This window comes from Streptomyces sp. NPDC030296, from assembly GCF_055572815.1.
The window spans coordinates 367,344-392,933 of the sequence record NZ_JBVICQ010000003.1 but is presented as its reverse complement, the minus strand read 5'-3'; the positions used below and the strand labels follow the sequence as shown (position 1 = coordinate 392,933).

The following is a 25,590-nucleotide window of genomic DNA, read 5'->3' as shown; positions in this document are numbered from 1 at the left end:
ATGCCACGGTCCCTTCCGGATTGGTTTTCGGCCGATCCGTATCGGGCTCTGTGCGCACCTTGTCAGCATCCCCGCCACATCGAAATAATTTTGCGCCTGAGCGCAAAAGCCCAGTTCCACGACGGGAATTGAATGCTCCGCATACACTTCACGGACGCCGATCTCGCACGCGTCCAGGTCGCGTCCCGACCTGATCCGCTCTGGGAGATCTTTTTCAGCCTCCTCCGCTTCCAAAGCCGTCGAGGCCTGTGGTCCTACGCGGACTGGCATCGGACCACCCGCGTGGATCTGCACGAGAAAGGGCTCGCACCCGCCGTCCGCAATGTATTGCTGCCCCTTTACCCGCGTGGCGCCTATTTCCCGGATTTCCTGACACCGGGTGAATCATCCGAGGGCCTGGAGGCGGGCCTCGACGCGGTCCTGGGCGTTCCCCGCCGACGCGTCCTGCGGGAACTGGCCATTCTGGACCGGGTGAGCGGTGCGCCCGCGTGGTCCCGGGGGTTGGCGGACAGCCGGGAGCGCAAGGAGTTCGTCCACGCCATGCGGACCTACTACGACGTCGCCATCCACCCCCATGGCGAGCACATCCAGGCGCACGTCGACGCCGACCGCTCCGTCCGCGCCCGCGCCCTGCTGGAGGGCGGCGTCCACGGGCTCCTGGCCGGGCTGGGACCGTACATGCGGTGGCAACCCCCCACGCTGTCGGTGGAGTACGCCGCCGAGGACCGTGATCTGTACTTACGGGGGCGGGGCCTCACGCTCGTGCCGTCGTACTTCTGCTGGGGCGGCCCGGTGTCGCTGGCCGATTCCGATCTCCCGCCCGTCCTCGCCTATCCGCTGCGCCACCGGGCTCCCCGCGCCGACGACGCCGAGGCCCGGCAGGCACGGGCCCCGCTCTCCGCGCTCCTCGGCACGACCCGCGCCGTCATCCTCCAGGCGACCGTGACCGGCGCCACGACCGGTGAACTCGCCCGTGCCGCGGGGGTCTCGGCGGCCGCCGCCACCCGCCACACCACCGTCCTGCGCGACGCGGGCCTCATCATCAGCCACCGCCAGGGCCAGTCCGTCCTGCACACCCTGGCCCCCGCCGGCGCCGCACTGCTGCGAACCGGCACCTGAGCCCTCGTACGGACCAGTCCTCCCGTGCGCCCGCGCATGCGACCCCGGGCTGATCCACGCCCTCTCGCCAGTGCGCCCCATCCGCTCCACACTGGCCTGGGAAAGCCGTTTCGGCGAAGGGGGACGTGTGATGCGGGACAGCCACCGGGGGGAGGCCGAACGGCTGTTGGTCCGGGCGGTCGAGGAGGAGGTCCGCAGATCGGGTGGCCGTACCGACGGGGTCGTCCTGCTGGGCCGCGCTCGGGCCGCCCTGGACACGATGGCGCAGAACGCGGCGGAGGAGTACGAGGCGTACACCCGCGCACTGGACGAGTCGGAGGCGGGCCGGCTGACCTTCGGCCAGCGCTACGCGCGGGAGGGCTCCGGAACTCCCCTGCTGGTGGCGGCCGTCGCCGCGGGCACCGCCGTGGTGACGGACCTGGCGTTCGGCGTCGACGCGGGCACCGCCGTGAGCACCGGTCTGATCGTCGGCGTCGCGAGCGCCGTCGCCACGGTGCTGAAGGTGACCGCCTCGCATCTGCCGGCCGCGCACCACCACGCGGGCGCCCTGGGCCAGCCCGGCGGCCCGGAGCAGCTGCGGTTGCAGTGGCTGACGGCGCTGGAGGTGCGCGGGATACGCCCGTTCCTGGACCAGCAGCGCGTGCTGACCGCCTCCACCGCCCAGAAGAAGGCGCCCCGGCTGCGGGGCGCCGACAAGAGCGCGGCGGCCCGCCGGCGCAATGTGCTGGAGCAGTCGTTCGCCCAACTCCCCGAGACGGACGACCGGTTCGCGGGCCGGCGGGCGGAGATGGCGAGGATCCGCCAGTGGGTGCAGGCGGCCCGCGCCGAGACCGAGACGCGGCCGACGGTGGTCGTCCTGCACGGCGTGCCCGGCTCAGGCCGTACCACGCTCGCCGTGCGGGCCACCCACGATCTGCGCGACTACTTCCGCGGCGCCTGCGTCGTCGATCTGCGCGCCGACAGCCCCGGGGAGACCCCGCTGTCGACGCGGGACGCGCTGATGCATCTGCTGAACCGGCTCGGCGCGCCCCGCGAGCAGTTGCTGTTCCGTGAGCGCACCTCGCAGGACCAGCAGGTCAAGCGGCTGAGCGAGCTGTACCACCAGCATCTGACGGCGCTGCCGGTCACGATCGTCCTCGACGACGCCTCCGACCCCGAGCAGGTCCGCGCCCTCGTCCCCGAACGTTCCGACAGCCTCGTCCTCGTCACCGCCCGCGCCCCGCTGGCGCTGCCCGCCGACCTCCCCGCCTGGGTGCACCAGCTGCCCGTCGAGGCGCTGGACGGCGACGGCACGCGGGAACTGCTGGGCACGGCGGCCCAGGACGCCTCCGCCCTGTCGGCCGGGGCGCACGAGGGCTCGGCCGCGACGGGCTCCGCGCCCGCGCACGACGTCGAGTCGCTGTCCCGTATCCGGCGGTTGTGCGGCGGTCTGCCGCTCGCACTGCGCGTCGCCGGTTCGTCCCTCGGCCCGCGCACCCCGCGCCGGCTCGCCGCGGACCTGGGCGCGTACGGCCCGGTCGAGCCGATCGAGCGCGCGCTGTGGCTGCGGTACACCGACCAGTCGGAGCCGTCCCGTCGGCTGCTGCGCAGGCTGGCGCTGGCGGGCCGGGCCTCCCTGGGCGCGGCGGCGGCCGCGTCGCTGCTCGCCACGGACGAGACGGAGGCGACCCGCCATCTCACCGCGCTGGCCCGCGCCGGGCTGATCGACCATGTGCACGGCAACCGGTACCGGCTGCACGACCTGGTGCGCGCCTTCGCGCAGGCCCGGCTGGTGGACGAGGAGGAGCCGAGCGAGCGCACGGCCGCGCAGGAGCGGCTGATCGTCACGTACGCGGACCTCGCCGACTCGGTGCTCCGCCTGGTCGACGGCAACATGTCGACCCGCTCGGACCGCTTCGGCTCGCACGGCTTCGTGTCGCTGGACGAGGCGCTGCGCTGGCTGGACGACGAGACGAGCTTCATCACCTCCACGCTGCGGCACGCGGAGGGCGTGAACCAGGCGGCTGTCCTCAGCCTGCTGGGCGCGCTGTGCGACTACTGCCTGCTGCGCGGCGACCTCTACCGCCTCGGTGAGCTGAGTGAGCTGGCCCAGTCGGTGGACCAGGGGCTGCTGACCCGCTCGGTGCAGTGGCGTACGGGTATCGCGGCCCGTCAGCTGGGCGAGCTGGACAAGGCCCGTACGACGCTGGCGTCGGTGGTCGACCTGTACATGGAGACCAACCACGACGCGGGCGCCGCCCGGGCCCTGTGCTCCCTCGGCATCACCCTGCACCACCAGGGCAATCTGACCGAGGCGGCGGCCAAGCTGCACGAGGCCCTGGACATGCAGGCGGTCCCCCAGCTGGCGGCCGACCGCGCCTGGACGATGCACGCGCTGGCGGCGGTCGAACGCGACCGCTCCCGGCTCGCCGACTCGCTGGACCTGCTGACCCGCGCCCTCGTCGTCCACCGTCAGCAGGAGTCCCTGCACGGTGAGGGCTGGGCGCACTTCCAGCTCGGCCAGCTGCTGCTGCGCATGGGCGACGTCCCGCGGGCGGAGGGCGAGCTGCGCATCGCGCTGGACCTGTTCGGCCGCACCCGTGACGCGCGGGGCCAGGCCTGGAGCATGACGCAGCTCGCGCGGGCCCGTCTCGTCGCCGGTGACCCGTCCGCCGCCGTCGACGGCCTCCGGCAGGCGCTCACCCACCACCGCGACAACGAGGACGCCCGCGGCGAGGCGTGGACCGGCTACTACCTGGGGCAGTCGCTGGAGGAGACGGGCAACCTCGACCAGGCGGTCAGGGAGCTGGAGCGGTCACGGACGATGTTCTCGCGGATGCGTGACGTGTACGGCCTGGCCTGCGCCCGGCACCACTCGGCACGCGTCACCCGGGACCAGCGGGCCGTGCAGACGGGCTCGCTGCGCAACTCGGGCTTCGCCCGTCAGCTGCTGGTCGACGCCCGCGCCGACTTCCAGCGCATCGGCGTCGCCCACGGCGAGGCGTGGACCTGTCTGGAACTGGCGGTCGTGGACGCCGGCAACGCCCGCATCCCGCAGGCGCTCGCCCTGTGCGACGAGGCCACGCACCTGTTCGCGTCCTACGGCGACCGCCGCGGCGAGGACTGGGCGCGCTTCCTGCGCTGCACGATGCTGCCGTACGGCGCACCGGGCGGCGTCGAGATCGGCACGGCGGTGGCCCAGGAGGAACTCGCCCAGCTGTCCCGCACGCCCCATCCGCTGCGTGACGAGAAGCTCACCGAGTACATCGAGGCGTACGAGCTCCTCCTCGAACGCGGTGTGAACCTGGAGGCCGGCTGGCGCGCCTGGACCCTGGGCATGGTCCCGAACCGGCACGCCCGCGAGGTGATGGGGGTGGCGGTGACGGCGGGCCAGTGAGGCAGCACGGCATGACTCCATGACCCGGTGCCGGTTCCGATGTCGGTGTCGCTGTCTGCCGATGTCGGTGCGGTCGCGGTGTCACGGAATCACGCCGTCGGACCGGCGCGGGGGGCTCAGCCCTTCATGAGGGGGCTCAGCCCTTCGCCGGGGACGTCTTCCCGGACGCCGAGGCCGTGCCGGCCTTGCCGGAGGCGGCCGGGTCCGGCGTCTCCTCGAAGTCGACCTTGCCCATGTGCTTGTTCATCGACTTCATCAAGCCCCAGACGGCCAGGGCCATCACCGCGAAGACGATGAAGCCGAGGACGCCGGGGGTGACCTTGTCCTTGTCCAGCTCCTTGGCGAGGGGGAGGACGTGCGTGGTGACTGCCAGGCTGAAGCTCATGTCTGGCATTGTCCCCCAGGGCTAGCGGATGCCCGCAAAGAGGTCGTCCTCCGGGAGCGAGGTGTCCACGAGGGACTTCGCGAGCTCGTACTCCTCGGTGGGCCAGACCTCCTTCTGGATCTCCATCGGGACGCGGAACCAGCCGCCGTCGGGGTCGATCTGCGTGGCGTGGGCGATGAGGGCCTTGTCACGGATCTCGAAGAACTCGGCGCACGGGACGTGCGTGGTCAGCGTGCGGTTCCTGTGGTCCGACTCGTCCCACCGCTTGAGCCAGTCCCCGTACGGGGACTCCAGGCCGCGGGCCAGCAGGGCGTTGTGCAGGGCCTCGGTGCGGGGGCGGTTGAAGCCCTGGTTGTAGTACAGCTTCTGCGGCTGGTACGCCGGGCCGTACGCGTCCTCCGGGTACTTCTCGGTGTCCGCCGCGCCCTCGAACGCCACCATCGAGATCTTGTGGGTCATGATGTGGTCCGGGTGCGGGTAGCCGCCGTTCTCGTCGTAGGTCGTGATCACCTGGGGACGGAACGCCCGGATCTTTCTGACCAGCTCGCCGGCCGCCTTGTCGACGTCCTCCAGGGCGAAGCAGCCCTCGGGAAGGGGCGGCAGGGGATCGCCCTCGGGGAGACCGGAGTCGACGAAGCCGAGCCACTCCTGCTCGACGCCGAGGATCTCGCGGGCCTCGTCCATCTCCTTCTTGCGTACCTCGTGAATGTGCTCCTCGATGTACTTGTCGCCCTGGAGCTTCGGATTGAGGATGGAGCCGCGCTCCCCGCCCGTGCAGGTCACGACCAGCACGTCCACCCCCTCGGACACATACTTCGCCATGGTGGCCGCACCCTTGCTCGACTCGTCGTCGGGGTGCGCGTGCACGGCCATCAGTCGCAGCTGGTCAGTCAAGACTCATTCCCTCGTAAGTCGGCGCCCGGCCTGTACTGCGGTGACTCGGCCCGGCGCGATCCGGTGAGTCCATACTGCCGTCCCGCGCGGACACCCCCGTCGGGGCGGCCGTCAGGCGCTGGGCGGAAGGCTTCTATAGTGACCGAATCGGGGGGCGGGATATTCCCGGTCCGGACCTTGGACCCCCCGTGGGGGACCGCGTTCCGGCCCACTCCGAGAGGACGATCATGAGTACGGCGAGCACTCAGCTGCCCGAGGGCCGCTACGGCCGCTCCGCGGACGAGCGCGCCGACCGCAAGCTCAAGGTCATCGGCGCCGTCCTGGGCGCCGCCCTGCTCGTCCTCATCGGCTGGTTCGCGTACCACTATGTCGCCGGGAACCGGATCAGCGTCGAGATCCTCACGTTCGAGACGTCCGCGAAGTCGGTGAAGGTACACCTCACGGGCGACAAGGACGCCGGTGTCGAGGGTTACTGCACGGTCCGCTCCCAGGCGGAGAACGGTGCCGAGGTCGGTCGCGCCGACTTCCGCTTCGCCGCCGCCACCACCGACATCGACGAGGTCGTCACCCTCCAGACCACCTCCCGCGGCACCACGGCGGAACTCGTCGGCTGCCACGTCGGCTGATCCGGTCGAACCTCCAGCGTGTGTCGAGCCTCCGGCGTGTGTCGAACCTCCGGCGTGTGACGCTCGAAACAACGCGCTGACCTGCGGTGACGTAATGCTTGTGGTTTATGTCCTCCCCCTTGGGCCACTGAATTGTTAGGCTCGTGGTTTCGCCCACTCATGGAGGAACATTCTTCTGGGTAGGGCGATGCTTTGTATTCCCAGTACCTACGAGGAGCACCTGTGACCCAGACCAGCGAGAACGTCACCTGGCTGACCCAGGAGGCGTACAACCAGCTCAAGGCCGAGCTGGAGTACCTGTCTGGTCCTGCGCGCACGGAGATCGCAGCCAAGATCGCGGCCGCGCGCGAGGAGGGCGACCTGCGCGAGAACGGCGGGTACCACGCGGCCAAGGAAGAGCAGGGCAAGCAGGAGCTCCGTGTGCGCCAGCTGACCCAGCTCCTGGAGAACGCCAAGGTCGGCGAGGCACCCGCGTCGGCGGACGGCGCGGTGGCGCCCGGCATGGTCGTGACGATCGCCTTCGACGGCGACGAGGACGACACCCTGGCGTTCCTGCTCGCCTCCCGCGAGTACGCCAGCTCGGACATCGAGACCTACTCGCCGCAGTCCCCGCTCGGCTCGGGCGTGATCGGCAAGAAGGTCGGCGAGGACGCCCAGTACGAGCTGCCGAACGGCAAGCTCGCCTCCGTGCGGATCCTCAAGGCCGAGCCCTACCAGAGCTGAGCGGCACCGGAGCCGGCCCGCGCGACCGCGCCGCCGCCTCCGGTCACCCCCGGCCCCCGGCTTGCCCACGAGCCCCCGGCGCCCTTCGGCACCGGGGGCCTCGTCATGCCCGCCGGGGGCCTCGTCATGCCCGCCGGGGGGCTGCTCCGGGCCCGCCGCTGCCTATGCGCCGGGTTGTTAACCTGGGCCGATGAATGAGGCCTTGGACGAGGGACCCTTCTACCACGGTACGAAGGCCGAGCTGAACGTCGGAGATCACCTCACCGCCGGTTTCCGGTCCAATTACCGGCCCGAGATCGTGATGAACCACATCTACTTCACCGCCCTGCGAGACGGGGCTGGGCTCGCCGCCGAACTCGCCGCCGGCGAGGGGGCCCCGCGGGTGTATGTCGTCGAACCCACCGGGGACTTCGAGAACGATCCGAACGTCACCGACAAGAAGTTCCCCGGCAATCCCACCCGCTCCTATCGCAGCAGGGAGCCGCTCCGGATCGTCGGCGAGGTCACCGACTGGACGCGACTGCCCCCCGAAGCCCTCCAGATGTGGCGGGACCGGCTCGCCGCGATCCGCCTGGACGACCGCGCCGAGATCATCAACTAGCCTCCCCCGGCCTGCCCCGTCCACCTCACCCCGCCCGGCCCGGCCCGGCCCGGCCCGGCCCACCACGATCAGCCGGCGGCTCGGCGGTACTTGCGGACCGCGAGTGTGCGGAAGACCGCGATGATCACGATCGAGTAGATGATCGAGGCCCAGACGGGGTGGGCCATCGGCCACGCGTCGGACGGGGAGACGCCCGGGTCGCCGAACAGCGTGCGGCAGGCCTGGACGGTGGCGCTGAACGGGTTCCACTCGGCGATCGGCTGCAACCAGGACGCCATCTGGGAGGAGTCCACGAACGCGTTGGAGATGAAGGTCACCGGGAAGAGCCAGATCAGGCCCCCCGATGTGGCCGCCTCGGGGGTGCGGACGCTCAGGCCGATCAGGGCGCCGATCCAGGTGAAGGCGTAGCCGAGGAGCAGCAGCAGGCCGAAGCCGGCCATGACCTTGCCGAAGTTGGTGGGCTCCGCGAAGCCGGGGCGCCAGCCCACCACGAGCGCGACGGCCGCCAGAACGAGCAGGGTCAGCGCCGTCTGGACGAGGTCGGCCATGGTGCGACCGGTGAGGACCGCGCCGCGCGCCATGGGCAGGGAACGGAAACGGTCGATCAGGCCTTTGTGCATGTCGTCGGCGATGCCGGCGCCCGCGCCCGCGGTGGCGAAGGTGACCGTCTGCGCGAAGATGCCGGCCATCAGGAAGTTCTTGTAGACGTCCGGGTCGGTGGAGCCGCCGATGTTCATCGAGCCACCGAAGACATACGTGAAGAGCACCACGAACATGATCGGCTGAATCAGCCCGAAGATGACCATCTCGGGAATCCGGCTCATCCGGATCAGATTTCTGCGGGCGATGACCAGGGAATCGCTCATGGTGCTCACTTCGCGCTCTCCTTTCTGCGCCCGCGCCCCTTGGCGTCGGCCGCCTCGCCGTTCGTCTCGGCCTCGTCCTTCACCTCGGCGGTGTGGCCGGTCAGGGAGAGGAACACGTCGTCCAGGGTGGGGCGGCGCAGTCCGATGTCGTCGATCTCGATACCGCGGGCGTCCAGCTCGCGGATGACCTCGGCGAGCAGCTTGGCGCCGCCGGTGACGGGCACGGTGAGCTGGCGGGTGTGCTGCTCGACCGTCGTCTCGCCCTTGCCGAAGCCGTTCAGCACCTCGACGGCGGTCGGGATGTGCTCGCGGTCGTGCACGACGACCTCGACGCGCTCGCCGCCGGTGCGGGCCTTGAGCTGGTCGGAGGTGCCGCGGGCGATGACCCGGCCGTGGTCGACGACGGCGATGTCGTGCGCGAGGTGGTCGGCCTCCTCCAGGTACTGGGTGGTGAGCAGCAGGGTCGTGCCGCCGGAGACCAACTGCTTGATGACGTCCCACAGTTGCTGCCGGTTGCGGGGGTCGAGGCCGGTGGTCGGCTCGTCCATGAACATCACCGGCGGTGAGACGACGAGCGCGGCCGCCAGGTCGAGACGGCGGCGCATACCGCCGGAGTAGGTCTTGGCGGTGCGGTCGGCGGCGTCGGCGAGGTGGAACTGCTCCAGCAGTTCGCTCGCGCGGGCCTTCGCGGCCTTGGCCCGCATCTGGTAGAGCTGGCCGACCATCTGCAGGTTCTCACGGCCCGTCAGATATTCGTCGACCGCGGCGAACTGGCCGGAGAGGCCGACGGAGCGGCGGACGGCGTCGGGGTGTTTGAGGACGTCTATGCCCGCGACCGTCGCGGTGCCCCGGTCGGGGCGCAGCAGGGTGGTGAGGCAGCGGACGGTGGTGGTCTTGCCCGCGCCGTTCGGCCCGAGCAGGCCCAGGACGGTGCCCTCGGGTACATCGAGGTCGACACCGTCCAGAGCCCTGACGTCACCGAAGGTCTTGACCAGACCTTCGGCATGGATGGCGCCTGGCATGTGATTTCTCCACGTCGTCGGGGTTCCTTCGCAAAGCCTAGGTTTGTGCGTTTCGCTCCGCGCCGGGGCGGACGCGACTTTTGCCGCGCCGGCGGCGTGACACACACCATAACGCGATGTATCGCGTCTCTCAATGGACTTCCCCGAACGAGTGACACAGGGCTGCCTGACCTCGGGTTTCGCCGAGCGGGGCGTCAGTCGATGACCGTGTAGCCCGCCTCGCGCAGGGCGCTCCCGACCTCGACGCAGTGGGCGGGACCCCTCGTCTCCAGGTGCAGTTCGACCTCCACCTCCGTGAGGCCGAGCCGGGGGTCGGTCCGGACGTGGCTGACATCCAGGACGTTGGCGTCCGCCGCCGACAGCACACCGAGGAGGGTGGCGAGGGCGCCGGGGCGGTCGGTCAGCCGGAGGCGGACCTGGAGGTAGCGGCCACCGGCGGCCATGCCGTGGCGCAGGATGCGCTGCATCAGCAGCGGGTCGACGTTGCCGCCGGAGAGCACCGCGACGACCGGCCCCTCGAAGGCTCCCGGGTCGCGCAGCAGGGCCGCGACGGGGCTGGCGCCGGCCGGTTCCACGACCAGCTTGGCCCGCTCCAGGCAGAGCAGCAGGGCGCTGGAGAGGTTGTACTCGGAGACGGTGCGCACCTCGTCGACCAGGTCGGCGACGATCTCGAACGGCACGTCGCCGGGCCGGCCGACCCTGATGCCGTCGGCCATCGTCGCCGGGTTCGTGACGGCCAGGGGCCTGCCCGCCGCGAGCGAGGGCGGGTACGCCGCGGCGCCCTCCGCCTGCACACCGATGATCCGCACGTCGGGCCGTACCGACTTCACCGCGACGGCGATGCCCGCGGCGAGACCCCCGCCGCCGATGCCGACGACGATCGTGCGCACCTCGGGGCACTGGTCCAGGATCTCCAGACCCACCGTGCCCTGGCCCGCGATGATGTCGGGATGGTCGAAGGGGTGGATGAACACCGCGCCCGTCCCGGCCGCGTACTCCTGCGCGGCGGCCAGCGTCTCGTCGACCACCGTGCCGTGCAGGCGCACCTCGGCGCCGTACTCCTCGGTCGCGCTGATCTTCGGCAGGGGCGCGCCCTTCGGCATGAAGACCGTGGAGCGCACACCGAGCAGCGAGGAGGCGAGGGCGACGCCCTGGGCGTGGTTGCCCGCACTCGCGGCGACCACTCCGGCGGCGCGCTGCTCCGGCAGCAGGCCGGCGATGCGCACGTACGCGCCGCGCAGTTTGAACGAACCCGTCCGCTGGAGGTTCTCGCACTTGAAGTGCACCGGAGCGCCGACGAGCTGCGAAAGATGCCTGCTGCCCTCCATCGCGGTGACACGTGAAATGCCCGTCAGCATCTTCTGGGCGCCTCGCACGTCGTCGAGCGTCACCCCCGGCAAGGAGTCAGCCGTGCTGTAGCTCATGACATCAGTCTCGCAGTTCACAGGGTCGGGACGCGGGTGTGACCAAGGCGCGGGACGGGTTTCAGCGGCGCCCGTACACCCCGCGCCCGGTCCGCGTACTCTGTCCCCCACCACCAGCGCCCCACGCATGAATTGAGCCTTTGGCCATGCCCACAACACCTGAAATGTCGATGGACATGACGACCGTCGGTGACACCGGTCTTCTCGACACGCTGCAGCACGAGGTCGCGGTCTTCGCGCGCCGTGCCGAACAGACCCGGCTCGGCGGTGTCGGGCAGGTGCGCAACTCCATGGACCGCGCCGCCTACCTGCTGCTCAACCGCCTCGACAAGGAGGGGCCGATGGGCGTCAAGGCGCTCGCGGCGAGCATGGGGATCGACTCGTCGACGGTCACGCGGCAGGTGGCGCCGCTCGTGGACACCGGTCTCGTCAAGCGCACCTCGCACCCGGAGGACGGCCGCGCGGTGGTCCTCCAGCTCTCCCCGCGCGGACTCTCCCGACTCGAGGAGGTACGTTCCTCCCGGCGTCAGTTGATGGCCGAGCTGACCCAGGACTGGGCGCCCGGGGAGCGCGAGGCGTTCTGCTCCCTCCTCACCCGGTTCAACACCGCGCTCTCGGCCCGCATGGCCTCCGCCCCCGAGGCGCCGTCGCCGTCCTGAGCACCGGGCCGTACCGCTTCGCGGGTACGCGCGTGCGCGTGGCGCCCGTCCGGTGCGCCGCCCCAGTCCTGCTGTGTGCCGCCCGAGTCTTGACCGGGCGCCCGCTCCTGGCCTCATATGAGATCGGGCCCTGTCGTGCGTGGCCGGGCCCGCCTGCTCAGGTCGGCCTCAGGGGGAGGCGCGGTGCGACAACGGAACGTGGCCCAAGCCTCCCGCAGGGACAGGGAGTTCGAGGCGTTCGTCGCGGGTGCGGCGGGGCGGCTGCTGCAGACCGCCACCCTGCTCACGGCGGAGCCGCCGGACGACAACCCCCGCGCGCGGCGGCTGCTCACGCGCGCCCTCGCTCATACGTACGCCGTCTGGGACGGTCTGCGCGGCGAGGACCCCTACGACCGGACCCGCCGTGAGCTGGCCCTCCGCTTCGAACGCGGGGCCTGGCACCACCACGGCTTCTTCCGTCCCCCGCCCGGTGGTGTGCTGAGGGCGCTCGGTCCGCAGGAGCGGCTGGTCCTCGTCCTCAGGCTGTACGAGGGGGTCGCGGAGGAGCAGACGGCGGCGCTGCTCGGGATGCCCGCCGAACGTGTCCGGGCGATCTGCCTGCGGGCGATGGCGACGGTCCTGCATCCGCGGCGCGAGAAAACCGTCCCCCCGGTGGTGGAGGTGGCACCGTCATGAACCTACGGGAGCGGGAGGCCGCCGTACGCCGGATCCTGGACCGTCGGCCGCCGCCGGTGCCGCCCGAGCTGTGCGCGGACGCGGTGCGGCGGGGCGGCCGCATGCTGCGGCGCAGGACGACGGCCCGGCACGTGATGTGGCTGGTGCTGCTGGCCGCCGTGGTCGCGTTCGCCGTGTGGGCGTCGACGACCCGCCCCTGGGTGGAGCCGCCGTCCACGACGACCCCACCCGTGACCGGCTGGTGAGCACGGCCGGCGCGTAGTACGCGTACTAGCCGAGCGCCTGCTGGAGGTCTTCGAGGAGGTCGTCGACGTTCTCGATGCCCACGGAGAGGCGGACGAGGTCGGCGGGGACCTCCAGGGCCGAGCCCGCGGCCGAGGCGTGCGTCATGCGGCCGGGGTGTTCGATCAGGGACTCGACGCCGCCGAGGGACTCGCCGAGGGTGAACACCTTGGCGCGGTCGCAGACCGCGACGGCCGCCTCCTCGCCGCCCTCGACCTGGAAGGACACCATGCCGCCGAACGCCTTCATCTGCTTGGCGGCGACCTCGTGGCCCGGGTGCTCCGGGAGGCCCGGGTAGAGGACGCGGGACACGCGCGGGTGCCGGGTCAGCATGTCGGCGATCTTCGTGGCGTTCTCGCTGTGGCGGTCCATGCGCACGGCGAGGGTCTTGGTGCCGCGCAGCACGAGCCAGGAGTCGAACGGCCCGGCGACCGCGCCCATCGCGTTCTGGTGGTACGCCAGTTCGTCCCCGAGGGCCTGGTCGCTCACGATCAGGGCGCCGCCGACGACGTCGGAGTGGCCGCCCATGTACTTGGTGAGCGAGTGCACGACGACGTCCGCGCCGAGCGCCAGCGGCTGCTGGAGGTAGGGGGTCGCGAAGGTGTTGTCGACGACGAGCTTCGCGCCGGCTTCGCGGGCGATCTGCGCGACGGCCGGGATGTCGGTGATGCCGAGCAGCGGGTTGGAGGGGGTCTCCACCCAGACCGCCTTGGTCTTCGGGGTGATGGCGGCGCGTACGGCCGACGGGTCGCTGGTGTCGGCCACCGACCAGTCCACGCCCCACCGGGAGACGACCTTCGCGAAGAGGCGGAACGTGCCGCCGTACGCGTCGTTGGGGATGACCACGTGGTCGCCGGGGCTGAGGAGCGTACGCAGCAGGCAGTCCTCGGCGGCCAGTCCGGACGCGAAGGCGAGGCCGCGGCTGCCGCCCTCCAGGGCGGCGAGGTTCTCCTCCAGCGCGGTGCGGGTGGGGTTGGCGCTGCGGCTGTACTCGTAGCCGCCGCGCAGGCCGCCTACGCCGTCCTGCTTGTAGGTCGAGACCTGGTAGATCGGCGGGACGACCGCGCCGGTGAGGGGATCCGCGGTGTTGCCGGCATGGATCGCGAGGGTCTCGAAGTGCGTGTAGCTGTCGCTCATGACCCCGAGGGTATGTCTTCCACCGACCAAGGACCGCGCCACGCCTCCGACGGGCCCCCGCGACTGCGGCGAACACGCGGCGGCTCGGCCGGCCACCCCTGCGCCTGGGGCGGGCGCACCCGACTCGGACGGGCAACCGCAGCTGGGGCCCTGCGGCTCTGGCCGGCACCCCGCGACTCGGGCGGCCGCCTGGCGGCTCTGGCCAGCCCCCCCGCCTTCGGCGGCCGCCCGGCGGCTCGGCCAGTACCCCTGTGACTACGGCGGACGCCCTGCGGCACCGGGGGACGCCCCCGAAGCTCCGGCCTGGGACCCTGGGGTTCCGGCCAGCACCCCGAAGCTCTGGTTTGCACCCCTCCGACTCGGGCGGCCGCCCGGCGGCTCCGGCCGGCACCCCGCGGCCCCCCGGCTCTGGCCGGCACCCCGCGACTCGGGCTGGGCGCCCGGCGGCTTCGGTCGGCAGCCCCGCGGTTGCGGGGGCGCCCCCGCCCTCGTTCGCCATTTGTCGGTGGTGTCTGGAACCCTTGGCGTATGGAGATTCTCTGGGGGCTGATCGCGCTGCTCATGATCGGCATGGTGGTATGGCCGATCGTGGCGCGCAGGCGGGCCGGTATTCAGCAGGTGCACGCGGGGCACCCGGACGCGGCCGATCCGGCGAACTACGGGTTCGTCCGGCAGGAGCTGCTGGACGTCCGGATGCCCGGCCCCGACCAGGATCTGCTGGACGTGCTGGACGTGGTGCAGCGCACCCAGGACTACCGGGCGGCGCAGCAGCTGCTGGCCGGGACCGAGGCGGACGGCGAGGTGCGCTGGCAGCGGGTGCAGGCGTTCGCGGGCGCCGCCTCGCTGGAGCTGGCGCAGCGGCCGGGCGGGGTGAGCGACACGCCGGGCGGGCAGTGGCTGCGCGTGTGGCGGACCGAGGCCCCCAAGGACGCGGGCGGCGCCGCGGTGCACGCCGAGTTCCTGGTGCAGCAGGCGTGGCGGACGGCGACGCCGGGCACGGACGAGTTCCGGATCATCATGGAGGAGGCGAGGTCGGCGTGCGGCGACGCGGCGCTGCTCGCCCCGGGCGACCCGATCCCGTACATCATCGAGCTGTCGGTCGCGCGGGGACTCGGCTACTCCCGCGAGGAGTTCGAGCAGCTCTGGCTGAGAATCCTGGACCGCGCGCCGGCGCACATGGGCGCGCACCTGGCGGCGCTGCACTACTGGTGCGAGAAGTGGCACGGCTCGCGCGAGCAGGCGTACGCGTTCGCCGAGGCGGCCGCGGCGCGCGCGCCGCAGGGGTCGCTGCTGGCGGCGATGCCACTGTTCGCGGTCTTCGAGCACCTGCCCGAGGTGATCGTGGTGCAGGGCTTCTACGAGAGCGAGGTCGTCACCAAGGCGATGCACGGCGCGCTGTACGCGGTGCACTCGGCGCGGCCCGACGACCCGATGCTGGCGCATGTGCGCCATCTGCTGATCTTCTTCCTGGTCCGTGCCGAGCGCTGGTCCGAAGCCATGAACCAGCTCGTACACGTCGACGGCCATGTGGGCGCCCTCCCCTGGACGCTCGCCTCCGACCCCGCCTCGGACTACGCGATATACCGGGCCCTGGCGGTCGCGGGCTACGAGGCGAACGGCGGCAGCCCGGCGACGCTGCTGCACTGACGCCCGGGGCCGGGGCCGGGCCCGGCAGCGCCCCCGCGGACGCCGCCCGGCCCACCCCGAGGGCCCGTCCAGTAAGGCCTTGCCACCCTCACACCCCGTGAGAAATACTCCGCCCCCTCACCTCTTGGTCATGGACACGTCCCAGGCCGACCGATTTAGTTGATTTTGTGATCGTTCGCGATCACACCGTGGGGGGAAACTGCCCGATGGGCGCAACCTTGCGCGCAGTGCGCGCTCTCGTGTTGCTCGCTGGCTTCTATCTGCTCGGCGTCATCCTGCTCGCGGCGCTCGCCGGCGCCGACTATCTGCTGTACCTGCACGCGCCGTCCGGCGTGGCGCTCAAGCTGTACGTGGTCTCCGTACTCCTGGCCCTGCCGCTGATCCGCGGCCTGTTCATGCTGCGGACCCCGAAGGGCGAGGAGCGGCCCGGTCTCGCGGTGACCGACGCCGACGAGCCCGCGCTGTGGCGCACCGTGCGGGAGCTCGCCGACCAGGTCGGCACCCGCGCCCCGACGCGCATCCTGCTGACGCCCGACGTCAACGCCGCCGTCAGCGAGGACGCCCGGCTGCTCGGCCTGCTGCCCGGCCCGCGCCGCCTCTACCTCGGCGTACCGCTGCTGCAGGGCCTGACCGAGGCGCAACTGCGCGCGGTCCTCGCCCACGAGCTGGGCCACTACTCGAACTCCGACACCCGCCTCGCCGCCATCACCGCGCGCGGCCGGGCCCAGGTGCTGCGCACCATCGACACCTTCGAGGAGCGGGCCGACAAGACCGCCGGACGCGAGCAGGCCCGGCAGGAGAAGAAGAACGCCAAGGCCGCGGCCAAGGGCAAGAAGACCAAGGAGATCGACACCCGCCACTCGGGTTTCACGTACCGGCTGATGGCGCGGATCTACGTCGGCTACGCCCACCTCTACTTCCGGGCCACCCTCGCCGGTTCGCGCCGACAGGAGTACGCCGCCGACGCCGCGGCCGCCCGGATCGCCGGACGCGACGCCACCGCCTCGGCGCTGCGCGAGATACCGGCGCTGTCCGCCGCGTTCGGGTTCTACATGAACAGCTACGCCACGCTCGGCTCCGAGGCCCGGCTGCTGCCGCCGCGCGGTGAGTTCTTCGGCGGGTTCGGCCGGATGCTGACCGCCCGCCAGCTCGAACTCGTCGGTCTGCGCACCGACCTGCCGAGCGAGCCGTCGTCGCCGTACGACTCGCACCCGCCGATCGCCGACCGTGTCGCGCGGATCGAGGCGCTGCCCGCCGACGGCCGTGCCGACGAGGCGAGGGGCGCCGCGCTGACGCTGCTCACGGACCCGGAGCGGACGCTGGCGGAACTGGAGGACGCGGTCCTCACCGACGACGTGCTGCGGTTCGCCCGCGCCGCCGACTGGCAGGAACTGCTCGACGGTTCGATGGCCGCGAACTTCGTCAGCGCGGACACCGCCCTGCACCGGGCACTCGCCATGTACACCAAGGAGCACCCGTCCCTGCGGGGGCTGCTGAAGGTGATCGACGACGGTCAGCTGTGGCAGCTGGCCCGGCGGCTGCCGGTGTCCGACCAGGCGGCGGAGGCGAAGGGGCGGGCCTTCCGCGAGTTCGTCCGGCCCGCCCTGGCGGACGGGCTGCAGACCATGGTGCTCGCCGAGCTGAGCGCCCACTCCCGGCTGCGCTGGGAGTTCTCCTGGGCGGACGCGGCCACGGTGCACCTGCCGCCCGCGCCGGACGGCTCCGAGGCCGACCTCGGCGCGGCGATCGAGGCGGCGGTCGCCGACCACCCGGACACCGGGCCGCTGCGCGCGCTGCTGCCCTCCGCTCCCCAAGGCCCCGCCGCACGAGAAACGGACGCCCCGCGATGACCGTACTGCTGTGGATACTGGCCGTCCTGGCCGTGCCCACCCTCCTGATCGGTCTCTGGCTGGCCGGGGTGTTCCTCAAGGAGTTCTTCCGCCCCAGCGGCGACGCCGACCCGGACGCCGCCGAGGCGCTGGGCCTGCTCCCCGCCGAACGGCAGAACACCCAGTACGCCGGTCCGCTGCCGGCGGACGTCGACGCGACGCTCGCCGCCGTGCGCGGCGGCGACTGGAAGGCCGCCGCCAAGCTGCTGCACGACATCGGCCGGGACTGGGACCGCCGCTCCTGGGCGACGGGCCTGCTGGGCGGGATCGCCGCCGACGACGACGAGTGGCTGCTCGCCTGGGAGGCCGACCGGCCCGACGACCCGGACGCGGCCGTCGTCCGCGCCCGCAGCACGGTGATCCTGGCCGGGCAGATGCGGGGCGCCAAGCGCGCCCAGTACACGACCGGTGAGCAGTTCGCGGGCTTCCACCGGTTGCTGGAACGTTCCCGCGAGGAGATCGCTCGGGCCGCCGCGCTGAACCCCGACGACCCCACGCCGTACGTCACGGAGATCACCGTCGCCCTCGGGCTCGGCTACCCGCACGCCGAGATGGACCGGCTCTGGAGCGAGATCACCGCCCGCGCCCCGCACCACTACGAGGCGCACTACATGGCGCTCCAGTACTGGTGCGCGAAGTGGCGCGGCTCGGAGAAGCTGGCGACGGACTTCGCCGAGCGGGCGGCGGCGAACGCGCCGCTGGGCAGCCTGCTCACGGTGCTTCCGCTGATCGCCCACTTCGAGCACGACCAGTCAGACGACAGCGAGGTGGACCGCACGCCCAGGATGATCGGCCGGGTCGACGCGGGTCTCGCCGACGCCGCCGCGGCCGACCAGACCCACCCGCGCCTGCCGGAGCTGCGCCACCTCCTCGCGTACTACCTCGCCCTCCAGAACCGCGACGCCGCCGCGCTCGAACAGTTCAGGCTGGTCGACGGCCACGTCGACGCGCTGCCGTGGCGCTACCGGGGCAGCGAGGAGGAGATGGCGGCGTTCTACTGCCGGATCCGCAACGCCTCGGCGCAGGCGGTGGCGGCGGAGAGCGCCGGCTGACAGCGCCACCTCGGCGACCGGAATTCGGGCGGTACCCGGAGCGTTGTCCAGGTACCGCCCGCTCGTTCCCGCACGTTCCTAGGAGTCACGATGCTCTTCGGCCGCACGCCCCAGCTGCCCACCCCCGAGCAGGCTCTGCCGGGCCGCGCCGAGCTGCCGTTCACCGTGCCCGACCGGCACACCGTGCTCGGCACCCCGCTCCTCGGCCCCTACCCCGAGCACCTGGAGATCGCCGACTTCGGCCTCGGCTGCTTCTGGGGCGCGGAGCGCAAGTTCTGGCAGCTCCCCGCGGGCGTGTGGACCACGCTCGTCGGCTACCAGGGCGGCTTCACCGAGAACCCCACCTACGAGGAGGTGTGCTCGGGCCTCACCGGCCACACCGAGGCCGTCCGCGTCGTGTACGACCCGTCCCTCATCTCGTACGAGCGGCTCCTCCAGGTCTTCTGGGAGTCCCACGACCCGACCCAGGGCTTCCGCCAGGGCAACGACGTCGGCACGCAGTACCGCTCCGCCGTCTACACCCACACCCCGGCCCAGGAGAAGGCCGCCACCGCGTCCCGCGAGGCGTACCAGAAGGTCCTCACCGGCTCCGGATACGGCACGATCACCACGGAGATCCTCCCGGCGGAGGGCCGGACGTTCTACCCCGCCGAGGGCTACCACCAGCAGTACCTGGACAAGAACCCGGCGGGCTACTGCGGCATCGGCGGCACCGGGGTGTCCTGCCCGATCGGCGTCGCTCCCGCGCCGGGGGGCACGGGGGAGTAACCCCGTACCCGGCGGCGGGGGTCACCGGACGGTGAAGTCCGCCGCCTCCCTGTCCAGGGTCGTGGTGCCGTCCTTGGCGGTGGCCAGGACGGCGACGTGCCAGGTGCCGCGCGGGGAGGACTTCGCGTCGGAGCGGGTGACCTTGACGCTGTACGTGCAGTGCACGGTGTCCTTCCCCGCGGGCTTGCAGACGGCCGACTCCGCTCCGGCCATGTCCTTGGCGGTCAGCTCGTCCTCGGCGAAGGACGAGTCCTGCGGCCACGCCAGCACCTTCACGCTCTTCACACCGGAGGAGGCCGGCGTGACGTCGGTGTCGAAGGTGAGCGAGCCGTCACGGTCGCCGGCGGGAGCGGTGTAGCGGGCAGTGCTGTGCGCCAGCTTCAGCGGCTGGTCCCCGGCGTAGGCAAGGGTGAGGGCACCGGCGCCACCGAGGACGACGAGACCGGCGACCACGGACAGAGCAGTACGTCGGGACATGGGGATCTCCGTAAGGTCATGTATCGGGTCGGCGCTTCTCGACCGCGCCGCTGCACCGATACTCGCCGCACAGAGGTCCGCCGAACATGAGCGCACCTACTCAACTCATGCTGAGTAGGCCCGTGTTGTCCCCCACGGGGCGCATGGCAGCGCAGGCATGACGGGCGGGCGTCAGTCGGAGGCCACCACTTCGCCGGCCATGACCGCAGGCGGGTCGGGAAGCAGCGACGCGAGGTTGTCCCGCACGAAATCCGCGGCCCTGGAGATCGATTCCTCGGCGCCGGCCCGGTCCTGGAAGACGCTGGTCGAGACCATCACTCCCTCCCCGGCGTCGACGAAGTAGTAGGCCACGAAGCCGGGGACTTGGCGCATGAGCGGCACGAACCCCTCCTTCACGAGACGTGCCGCCTCGGCCGGATCGGTCACCCCTTCGTACCGCCGCACTGCCGCGTACATCTCCACGCTCCTCACCGCGTTGTGGGTTCGTCCTTCGAACGAGACGCCGTGCCCCGGCGGCCGTCGGCCCTGGATCCCGTGAGCCACCGGTTTCAGGGGCCGCCCCCGTCCGGCTGGAAGCTCGCCAGCATCTGTTCCAGGGCCGCCTGGTCCGGGCCGACGAAGGGCGGCGCGGACGGGGCGGTGGCGAGCGTGTCCAGCATGGTGCCCGTGATGCCGGCGGCCGGGGGCAGATGCGTCGAGAGGACCAGGTCGGGCTTGCGGTCCTTCAGCGAGTCGAAGGTCCTGAGGTACTTCTCCACGTCGACCGTCTGGACCCAGGGACTGTCGACCGTCGCCCAGAGGAGCTGAGCGGTGCGCAGTTCCTCGACCGCGACATCGCGGACGTCGTCGGCCTGGGCGAGGTCGGCGGTCGGCAGCGGGGCGCCGAAGCAGTCGGAGCTGAAGCAGACACCGGAGTGGTCGTCGAAGAAGCCGACGGTGGCGGGGTTGTCGAACAGCGGCGGACGGAACCCGGTGAGGGTGCGGTCGCCGATGTCGAGCGTCTCGCCGGGGTTCACGAGGTAGGCCCGGTCGAGGGGCAGCGGGTGCTCGCAGGACAGGATCCCGGCGCCGATGAACGTCGTCACGACCCGCGCCTTCGGGGCCGCCGCCAACAGGTCGAAGATCCCGCCGGTGTGGTCGCGGTCGGGGTGGGTGAGCCAGATCCAGCGGACGTCTGCCGGGTCCAGCACGGCGCTGAGGGCCTCGACGAAGTTCCGGTCGGGCAGCCCCAACCCGGTGTCCACGACCACGGGTTCGGCGCCGAGCAGTACGAACGCGTTCACCGGGATGTACCCGATGCCCGGCACCTCCAGGCTGTCGGCGAGAACGCTGATGTCCGGGCGCAGCCGGTGCACGGTACCCGGGCGGACCTTTTGAAGGGGCATGTCACTCACACCTCGGAAACCCCCCGGCGGGTGATCGTCGCGACCGCATGCCTCCGCTGTTGCTCCCGCCTCCATCGTCCGGCCGTGCGAGCGCGGGCGCATCCGCTGCCGTGACCGCACCCGCGCGGGAGAACGACGAGGCGACGCCACGGACGCAGCACCTGCACCGGGACCCGGCGGGGTACTGCGGGGCGGGCGGCCGATAGCTTGCCGGCATGTGTGTCTCCCTGGCCCCGGCCGAGTTCACCGGCACCACCCTGTACTGCGGGCGGCTGCACCACCCCGAGCACGGACTGATCCACGTCCTCGGCTACCAGAACACGGCGGCGAACCTCGCCGACGGCCCCAACGCCATGCTGCTGCACCTGCCGGCGCGGCAGATGAGCCGACGCAACTTCCTGTCCGTGGGGCGCGCTTCCGACGTGCTGGAACGGATGGTGGACGCGGTACGGCCGGTCTCCGTGGGCCTGGTCGACGACTCGATCGCCTGGATGGGAGCGGCTCGGGAGCCGGGCGTGGAGGTGTTCGAGCACGACGTGTACACGGTGGTCCTGGCCCGTGACCCGCGTGCCGTGCCGGCGGCGCTCGCCGAGGTGCCGGAGCACCGGCGGCCCGCGCTCAACCCGGAGTTGTTCGCGTTCTACGCCGAACGCTGTCCCGCGCACGCGATCGCCGTGTGCTGCTTCGACAACGCGGAGGCCGCGCAGGCCAAGCCGCTGCTCATGTGGTACCCGCCGCACGACCCCGATGTGCTGATCCTGCCCGCGCTCGACTGCCACACCGGGGGCGTGCCCGATCCGGACGCGCTGGTGGACACGGACCACTGGGTGATCCTCGGCACGGACGAGGCGCCGGACGGCTGGGGTTCGCCCGTCGACCACGACCCCGCGATGCGGCACGCGCTGCGGAGCTGTCTGCCGGACACGGTCGTGGGCCGCCACTTCGGCGGGCCCATGCGCAACGGGGACTTCACGATCAGCCACGAGGAGCTGCTGCGGGTCGGCGAGGTGGGGGTGAGCCGGGTGGGGGTGTTCTAGCGCCGCCTGTTCCAGCGTCGCCGGGGGTGGGGCCGTGGCGGGTCGAGTGGCGGGTGCGGGGGGTGGGGGCTGGTCGCGCAGTTCCCCGCGCCCCTGAAGGAAGCCTGCGGCTCCTTCACCCGCGGCGCGGGGCGGCGCGGGGAAGGACCGGCCTGCGGGGCCGTCCTTCCAGGGGCGCGGGAACTGCGCGACCAGCCCCACGCACCCGCACCACACCGCACCACACCCGCACCCTGGCCCCGAAGCCGACCCCCAGCCCAGACCGAAGCCGGCCCCGGTCCCGGATCAGATCGTCGCCGCGTCAATCACGAAGCGGTAGCGGACGTCGCTGGCCAGGACCCTTTCGTACGCCTCGTTGATCTGGTCCGCGCGGATCAGTTCGATCTCGGCGCCCAGGCCGTGCTCGGCGCAGAAGTCGAGCATCTCCTGGGTCTCGCGGATGCCGCCGATACCCGACCCGGCGAGGGTCTTGCGGCCGGCGATCACCGAGAACAGGTTGAGGGCGACCGGCTCCTCGGGGGCGCCCACGTTCACGAACGCGCCGTCGGTCTTCAGCAGCGACAGGTACGCGTCCAGGTTCAGCGGCGCCGAGACCGTCGACAGGATCAGGTCGAACGAGCCCCGCAGTTCCTCGAAGGTCGCCGGGTCGCTGGTCGCGTAGTAGTGGTCGGCGCCCAGCTTCAGCCCGTCCTCCTGCTTGCGCAGCGACTGGGACAGGACGGTCACCTCCGCGCCGAGCGCGTGCGCGAGCTTGACGCCCATGTGGCCGAGGCCGCCCAGACCGACGACGGCGACCTTCTTGCCGGGGCCGGCGTTCCAGTGCTTGAGCGGGGAGTACGTGGTGATGCCCGCGCACAGCAGTGGCGCGGCCTCGTCGAGGGCGATGCCCTCGGGGATGCGTACGGTGAACGCCTCGTCGACGACGATCTTCTCCGAGTAGCCGCCGTAGGTGGGCTCACCGTTCTTGTCGAGGGCGTTGTACGTGCCGACGTTGCCCTTGAGGCAGTACTGCTCCAGCCCGGCCTCGCAGTTCTCGCACTCGCGGCAGGAGTCGACCATGCAGCCGACGCCCACGCGGTCGCCGACGGCGAACTTCGTGACGCCGGGGCCGACGGCCTCGACGACACCGGCGATCTCGTGACCCGGCACCATCGGGAAGATCGCCTCGCCCCAGCCCTCCCGGGCCTGGTGGATGTCGGAGTGGCAGATACCGGCGAACTTGATGTCGATCAGGACGTCGAACTCACCGACCTCGCGGCGCTCGATCGTCGTGCGCTCCAGCGGAGCCTTGGCGGAGGGGGCCGCGTAGGCGGCGACAGTGGTGGACATGCCGAGGGTTCTCCTAGCCGTCGTTCCCGTGCCCGGCCTGCCTTCCGGCCGGGCACGGTTGTCAGCCTGCCCGAGGTCACCGCGTTCACCCAGGTCACGGTTCTGCGTACGTCCGCTGGTCCTACCACTGGCGGGGTCAGGCTGCTGGGCGTACGACCGTGAATACTTGACGTATGGACGCACAGCCCGAAGCCGCACAGGACCGGCAGCCGCCCGGCGGCCCGACCGGAGCCCCCCTCGACCGGCGTGCCGAGCTCAGTGAGTTCCTGCGGACGCGACGGGCCCGCCTGAAGCCGGAGGACGTCGGGCTGCCGGAGTTCGGCCGGCACCGGCGGGTGCCCGGGCTGCGGCGGGAGGAGCTGGCGCAGCTGGCGGGCGTGTCCGTGGCGTACTACACGCGGCTGGAGCAGGGCAACGGCCGCAATGTGTCGGCGGAGGTCCTCGACGCCATCGCGCGTGCCCTCCGGCTGAGCGACGCCGAGCACAACCATCTGACGCACCTCGCCAAGCCGAAGGCCCACAAGAAGAAGCCGTCGGCCCGTCCGCAGCAGGTCAGGGGCGCCCTGCGGCAGCTGATCGACTCCCTGGACGGCATCCCCGCGTACATCACCGGACGGCGCTCGGACATCCTCGTCTGGAACCGGATGGCGGCGGCGGTGTTCGGGGACTGGTCGGAGCTGCCCGCGCAGGAGCGGAACTGGGCGCGGATGGTGTTCCTGCGGCCCGAGTACCGGGACCTGTACATCGACTGGGATCAGAAGGCCGCCGACGTCGTCAGCTATCTGCGGATGGACGCGGGCTGTCACCCGGACGATCCCCGGCTGTCGGCGCTGGTCGGCGAGTTGTCGGTGAAGAGCGAGGAGTTCCGGCGGCTGTGGGCCACGCACGACGTGAAGGAGAAGAGTCACGGGGTGAAGCGCATGCGGCACCCGCTGGTCGGTGATCTGACGCTGTCCTTCGAGTCGTTCCCGCTCCCCGACGACCACGAGCAGACCCTGGTCACCTATCACGCCGAGCCGGGCTCCCAGTCCGCGGAGGCCCTGCGCCTGCTGGCCAGCTGGGGCACGGACGCCACCCGCGCCCGGACGGCGACGCCGTGAGGGTCCGCCCGCGCGGCCGGGCGGTGCGGAACGGCCCGCCGGAGGAGGGCGCCTCCCGGCGGGCCGTCGCCCTCAGCCGTGTCCTGCTCCGTGATCCGCGCCCGCGTCTCACGCGCCGACGTACGCGTCGTGGATCGTCACCGTCGACCGGTTCCCGTCCTCGTCGATCACCTCGGCGCGGAGCGACACGCTCTTGCCCACCCCCGGTGTCACGACGGTGACCTTGCCGTTCTTCACCGCGGCCTTGGTCCACTTCTCGCCGCCGCGCGACACGTACACGGTGAGCGACTCCCGGTTCCCGTCGGCGGCCGCGCCCTGGACGGCGACGGGGACGCCGATCCTCGTGCCGGCCGGGGCCGTGCTGTCGAGGCCCAGGTACGCGCCGCCGAAGCGGACCGTGGAGACCGGCAGTCCCCTGTCGCTCGTGGTCCTCGCGGACCGGAAGGTCCAGCTCGCGTCGACCCGTGAGGAGGCCCTGGCCAGCGCCGGGTCTCGGGTGACGCTGGTCGTCAGTCGGTAGGTGGCGGGCGCGGAGGGGACCGTGAAGCGGGCGGAGCCGTCCAGCGGGTCCTCGCCGGAGGCGATCTTCTCCCCGTCGCGGTGGAGGGTCGTGGTGACCTTCTTGTAGAAGGACGCCCCGGCGTGCCCGGCGCCGTCGGCGACCATCGGCAGCAGGCCGTACAGCTGGTTCCCGTCGCGACGGATGCCGAAGGACCGGCTGATCCTCGGGCCGAAGACCCCGACGTTGAACGTGTGGGTGTAGGTGCGGCCCGCCGTGACGGGCCTGCTGTCGCCGGTCGTGTAGTACGCGTCCAGCAGCGGGAAGCCCTGTTCGTCCTCCGCGCCGTACTGCTCGAAGTCGAAGCTCCACTTCACCTGGTCCGTGGCGGACACGTACAGCGTGCGGGTGCCGGGCAGCGGCCCCCGGGACGGCGAGGGCGGGCGAGCCGGGGCTGCCGGGGAGCCAGGCCCAGGCGCCGACCGCGCCCGTCTTGCCCGGGGTGACGCGTCAATTCCCCCCGGCCTTCGCAGTATGACCGGGCGTCAACTCGCGTCACATACCGCGCGACTGGCGCAAAGCGGCGAAACCGGAGACGCCCGCAACCGCACGCGCCCC

The 25,590-nt window shown here is 71.7% G+C and carries 25 protein-coding genes; 14 read left to right on the top strand and 11 right to left on the bottom strand.

Annotated features, from left to right (window positions below; translation table 11 throughout):
• Positions 1-132: 132 nt before the first annotated feature.
• Positions 133-1,119 (top strand): ArsR/SmtB family transcription factor, encoded by a 987-nt coding sequence (locus tag ACZ4Z3_RS09790; protein ID WP_468500477.1) that lies wholly within the window; start codon positions 133-135, stop codon positions 1,117-1,119.
• A 130-nt stretch (positions 1,120-1,249) separates the two neighbouring features.
• Complete coding sequence (locus ACZ4Z3_RS09785) at positions 1,250-4,495, top strand: tetratricopeptide repeat protein (RefSeq protein WP_468500476.1); 3,246 nt, start codon at positions 1,250-1,252, stop codon at positions 4,493-4,495.
• A gap of 136 nt (positions 4,496-4,631) precedes the next feature.
• On the opposite strand, the gene ACZ4Z3_RS09780 is transcribed toward ACZ4Z3_RS09785, so the two are convergent.
• Complete coding sequence (locus tag ACZ4Z3_RS09780) at positions 4,632-4,880, bottom strand: hypothetical protein (protein ID WP_468500475.1); 249 nt, start codon at positions 4,878-4,880, stop codon at positions 4,632-4,634.
• Positions 4,881-4,901: 21 nt separating this feature from the next.
• Positions 4,902-5,753: a mycothiol conjugate amidase Mca gene (mca, locus tag ACZ4Z3_RS09775; RefSeq protein ID WP_181361864.1), complete on the bottom strand. Its 852-nt coding sequence runs from the start codon at positions 5,751-5,753 to the stop codon at positions 4,902-4,904.
• 248 nt (positions 5,754-6,001) lie between these two features.
• On the opposite strand from mca, the gene ACZ4Z3_RS09770 reads away from it, so the two are divergent.
• From ACZ4Z3_RS09770 to arr, 3 genes are all read left to right on the top strand, one after another.
• Positions 6,002-6,400, top strand: coding sequence for a DUF4307 domain-containing protein (locus tag ACZ4Z3_RS09770; RefSeq protein WP_468500474.1), 399 nt, complete (start codon positions 6,002-6,004; stop codon positions 6,398-6,400).
• Between the two features lie 222 nt (positions 6,401-6,622).
• On the top strand, positions 6,623-7,123 hold the full coding sequence (gene greA, locus ACZ4Z3_RS09765; RefSeq protein WP_055713106.1) for a transcription elongation factor GreA: 501 nt from the start codon (positions 6,623-6,625) through the stop codon (positions 7,121-7,123).
• Between the two features lie 190 nt (positions 7,124-7,313).
• The gene (gene arr / locus ACZ4Z3_RS09760) at positions 7,314-7,724 is read left to right on the top strand and encodes an NAD(+)--rifampin ADP-ribosyltransferase (protein WP_468500473.1); all 411 of its coding nucleotides are present in this window, start codon (positions 7,314-7,316) and stop codon (positions 7,722-7,724) included.
• Between the two features lie 68 nt (positions 7,725-7,792).
• On the opposite strand, the gene ACZ4Z3_RS09755 is transcribed toward arr, so the two are convergent.
• The 3 genes from ACZ4Z3_RS09755 to ilvA all read right to left on the bottom strand — a co-directional run bounded on the left by ACZ4Z3_RS09755 (position 7,793) and on the right by ilvA (position 11,036).
• Positions 7,793-8,590 carry an ABC transporter permease gene (locus ACZ4Z3_RS09755; protein WP_468500830.1) on the bottom strand — a complete coding sequence of 266 codons (798 nt, stop codon included), beginning with the start codon at positions 8,588-8,590 and terminating at the stop codon, positions 7,793-7,795.
• 5 nt (positions 8,591-8,595) lie between these two features.
• Complete coding sequence (locus ACZ4Z3_RS09750; protein ID WP_468500472.1) at positions 8,596-9,612, bottom strand: ATP-binding cassette domain-containing protein; 1,017 nt, start codon at positions 9,610-9,612, stop codon at positions 8,596-8,598.
• Positions 9,613-9,806: 194 nt separating this feature from the next.
• Positions 9,807-11,036 (bottom strand): threonine ammonia-lyase, encoded by a 1,230-nt coding sequence (ilvA, locus tag ACZ4Z3_RS09745; RefSeq protein WP_468500471.1) that lies wholly within the window; start codon positions 11,034-11,036, stop codon positions 9,807-9,809.
• Positions 11,037-11,200: 164 nt separating this feature from the next.
• Here ilvA and ACZ4Z3_RS09740 point away from each other — a divergent pair, with 164 nt between their 5' ends.
• The 3 genes from ACZ4Z3_RS09740 to ACZ4Z3_RS09730 all read left to right on the top strand — a co-directional run bounded on the left by ACZ4Z3_RS09740 (position 11,201) and on the right by ACZ4Z3_RS09730 (position 12,615).
• The gene (locus ACZ4Z3_RS09740; protein ID WP_180303777.1) at positions 11,201-11,695 is read left to right on the top strand and encodes a MarR family winged helix-turn-helix transcriptional regulator; all 495 of its coding nucleotides are present in this window, start codon (positions 11,201-11,203) and stop codon (positions 11,693-11,695) included.
• 183 nt (positions 11,696-11,878) lie between these two features.
• Complete coding sequence (locus ACZ4Z3_RS09735; protein WP_468500470.1) at positions 11,879-12,370, top strand: sigma factor-like helix-turn-helix DNA-binding protein; 492 nt, start codon at positions 11,879-11,881, stop codon at positions 12,368-12,370.
• The gene (locus ACZ4Z3_RS09730; RefSeq protein ID WP_468500469.1) at positions 12,367-12,615 is read left to right on the top strand and encodes a hypothetical protein; all 249 of its coding nucleotides are present in this window, start codon (positions 12,367-12,369) and stop codon (positions 12,613-12,615) included. Before ACZ4Z3_RS09735 ends, ACZ4Z3_RS09730 begins: the two co-directional genes overlap by 4 nt.
• Positions 12,616-12,640: 25 nt before the next feature.
• Here the strand turns inward: ACZ4Z3_RS09730 and ACZ4Z3_RS09725 are convergent, their stop codons facing one another.
• Positions 12,641-13,789, bottom strand: coding sequence for a cystathionine gamma-synthase (locus tag ACZ4Z3_RS09725; protein ID WP_468500468.1), 1,149 nt, complete (start codon positions 13,787-13,789; stop codon positions 12,641-12,643).
• Between the two features lie 528 nt (positions 13,790-14,317).
• Between ACZ4Z3_RS09725 and ACZ4Z3_RS09720 the strand changes: the two genes are divergently transcribed.
• The 4 genes from ACZ4Z3_RS09720 (at position 14,318) to msrA (ending at position 19,145) form a co-directional block, all read left to right on the top strand.
• Positions 14,318-15,436: a hypothetical protein gene (locus ACZ4Z3_RS09720; RefSeq protein ID WP_468500467.1), complete on the top strand. Its 1,119-nt coding sequence runs from the start codon at positions 14,318-14,320 to the stop codon at positions 15,434-15,436.
• A gap of 206 nt (positions 15,437-15,642) precedes the next feature.
• On the top strand, positions 15,643-17,286 hold the full coding sequence (locus ACZ4Z3_RS09715; protein ID WP_468500466.1) for a M48 family metalloprotease: 1,644 nt from the start codon (positions 15,643-15,645) through the stop codon (positions 17,284-17,286).
• A complete protein-coding gene (locus ACZ4Z3_RS09710) occupies positions 17,283-18,377 on the top strand; it encodes a hypothetical protein (RefSeq protein WP_468500465.1) in 1,095 nt (364 codons plus the stop codon). Before ACZ4Z3_RS09715 ends, ACZ4Z3_RS09710 begins: the two co-directional genes overlap by 4 nt.
• A 90-nt stretch (positions 18,378-18,467) precedes the next feature.
• A complete protein-coding gene (gene msrA, locus ACZ4Z3_RS09705) occupies positions 18,468-19,145 on the top strand; it encodes a peptide-methionine (S)-S-oxide reductase MsrA (RefSeq protein ID WP_468500464.1) in 678 nt (225 codons plus the stop codon).
• A 21-nt stretch (positions 19,146-19,166) separates the two neighbouring features.
• Here the strand turns inward: msrA and ACZ4Z3_RS09700 are convergent, their stop codons facing one another.
• The 3 genes from ACZ4Z3_RS09700 to ACZ4Z3_RS09690 all read right to left on the bottom strand — a co-directional run bounded on the left by ACZ4Z3_RS09700 (position 19,167) and on the right by ACZ4Z3_RS09690 (position 21,007).
• The gene (locus ACZ4Z3_RS09700; protein WP_468500463.1) at positions 19,167-19,622 is read right to left on the bottom strand and encodes a DUF5707 domain-containing protein; all 456 of its coding nucleotides are present in this window, start codon (positions 19,620-19,622) and stop codon (positions 19,167-19,169) included.
• Between the two features lie 171 nt (positions 19,623-19,793).
• Complete coding sequence (locus tag ACZ4Z3_RS09695; RefSeq protein WP_468500462.1) at positions 19,794-20,078, bottom strand: hypothetical protein; 285 nt, start codon at positions 20,076-20,078, stop codon at positions 19,794-19,796.
• A 92-nt stretch (positions 20,079-20,170) separates the two neighbouring features.
• Positions 20,171-21,007: an MBL fold metallo-hydrolase gene (locus ACZ4Z3_RS09690; RefSeq protein WP_468500461.1), complete on the bottom strand. Its 837-nt coding sequence runs from the start codon at positions 21,005-21,007 to the stop codon at positions 20,171-20,173.
• Between the two features lie 215 nt (positions 21,008-21,222).
• On the opposite strand from ACZ4Z3_RS09690, the gene ACZ4Z3_RS09685 reads away from it, so the two are divergent.
• On the top strand, positions 21,223-22,044 hold the full coding sequence (locus ACZ4Z3_RS09685; RefSeq protein WP_468500460.1) for a hypothetical protein: 822 nt from the start codon (positions 21,223-21,225) through the stop codon (positions 22,042-22,044).
• Positions 22,045-22,329: 285 nt separating this feature from the next.
• Here ACZ4Z3_RS09685 and ACZ4Z3_RS09680 read toward each other — a convergent pair whose 3' ends face one another.
• A complete protein-coding gene (locus ACZ4Z3_RS09680; RefSeq protein WP_468500459.1) occupies positions 22,330-23,373 on the bottom strand; it encodes an NAD(P)-dependent alcohol dehydrogenase in 1,044 nt (347 codons plus the stop codon).
• A 173-nt stretch (positions 23,374-23,546) separates the two neighbouring features.
• Between ACZ4Z3_RS09680 and ACZ4Z3_RS09675 the strand changes: the two genes are divergently transcribed.
• Positions 23,547-24,473 (top strand): helix-turn-helix domain-containing protein, encoded by a 927-nt coding sequence (locus ACZ4Z3_RS09675; protein ID WP_468500458.1) that lies wholly within the window; start codon positions 23,547-23,549, stop codon positions 24,471-24,473.
• Between the two features lie 108 nt (positions 24,474-24,581).
• Here the strand turns inward: ACZ4Z3_RS09675 and ACZ4Z3_RS09670 are convergent, their stop codons facing one another.
• Complete coding sequence (locus tag ACZ4Z3_RS09670; protein WP_468500457.1) at positions 24,582-25,367, bottom strand: hypothetical protein; 786 nt, start codon at positions 25,365-25,367, stop codon at positions 24,582-24,584.
• Between the last annotated feature and the right edge of the window lie 223 nt (positions 25,368-25,590).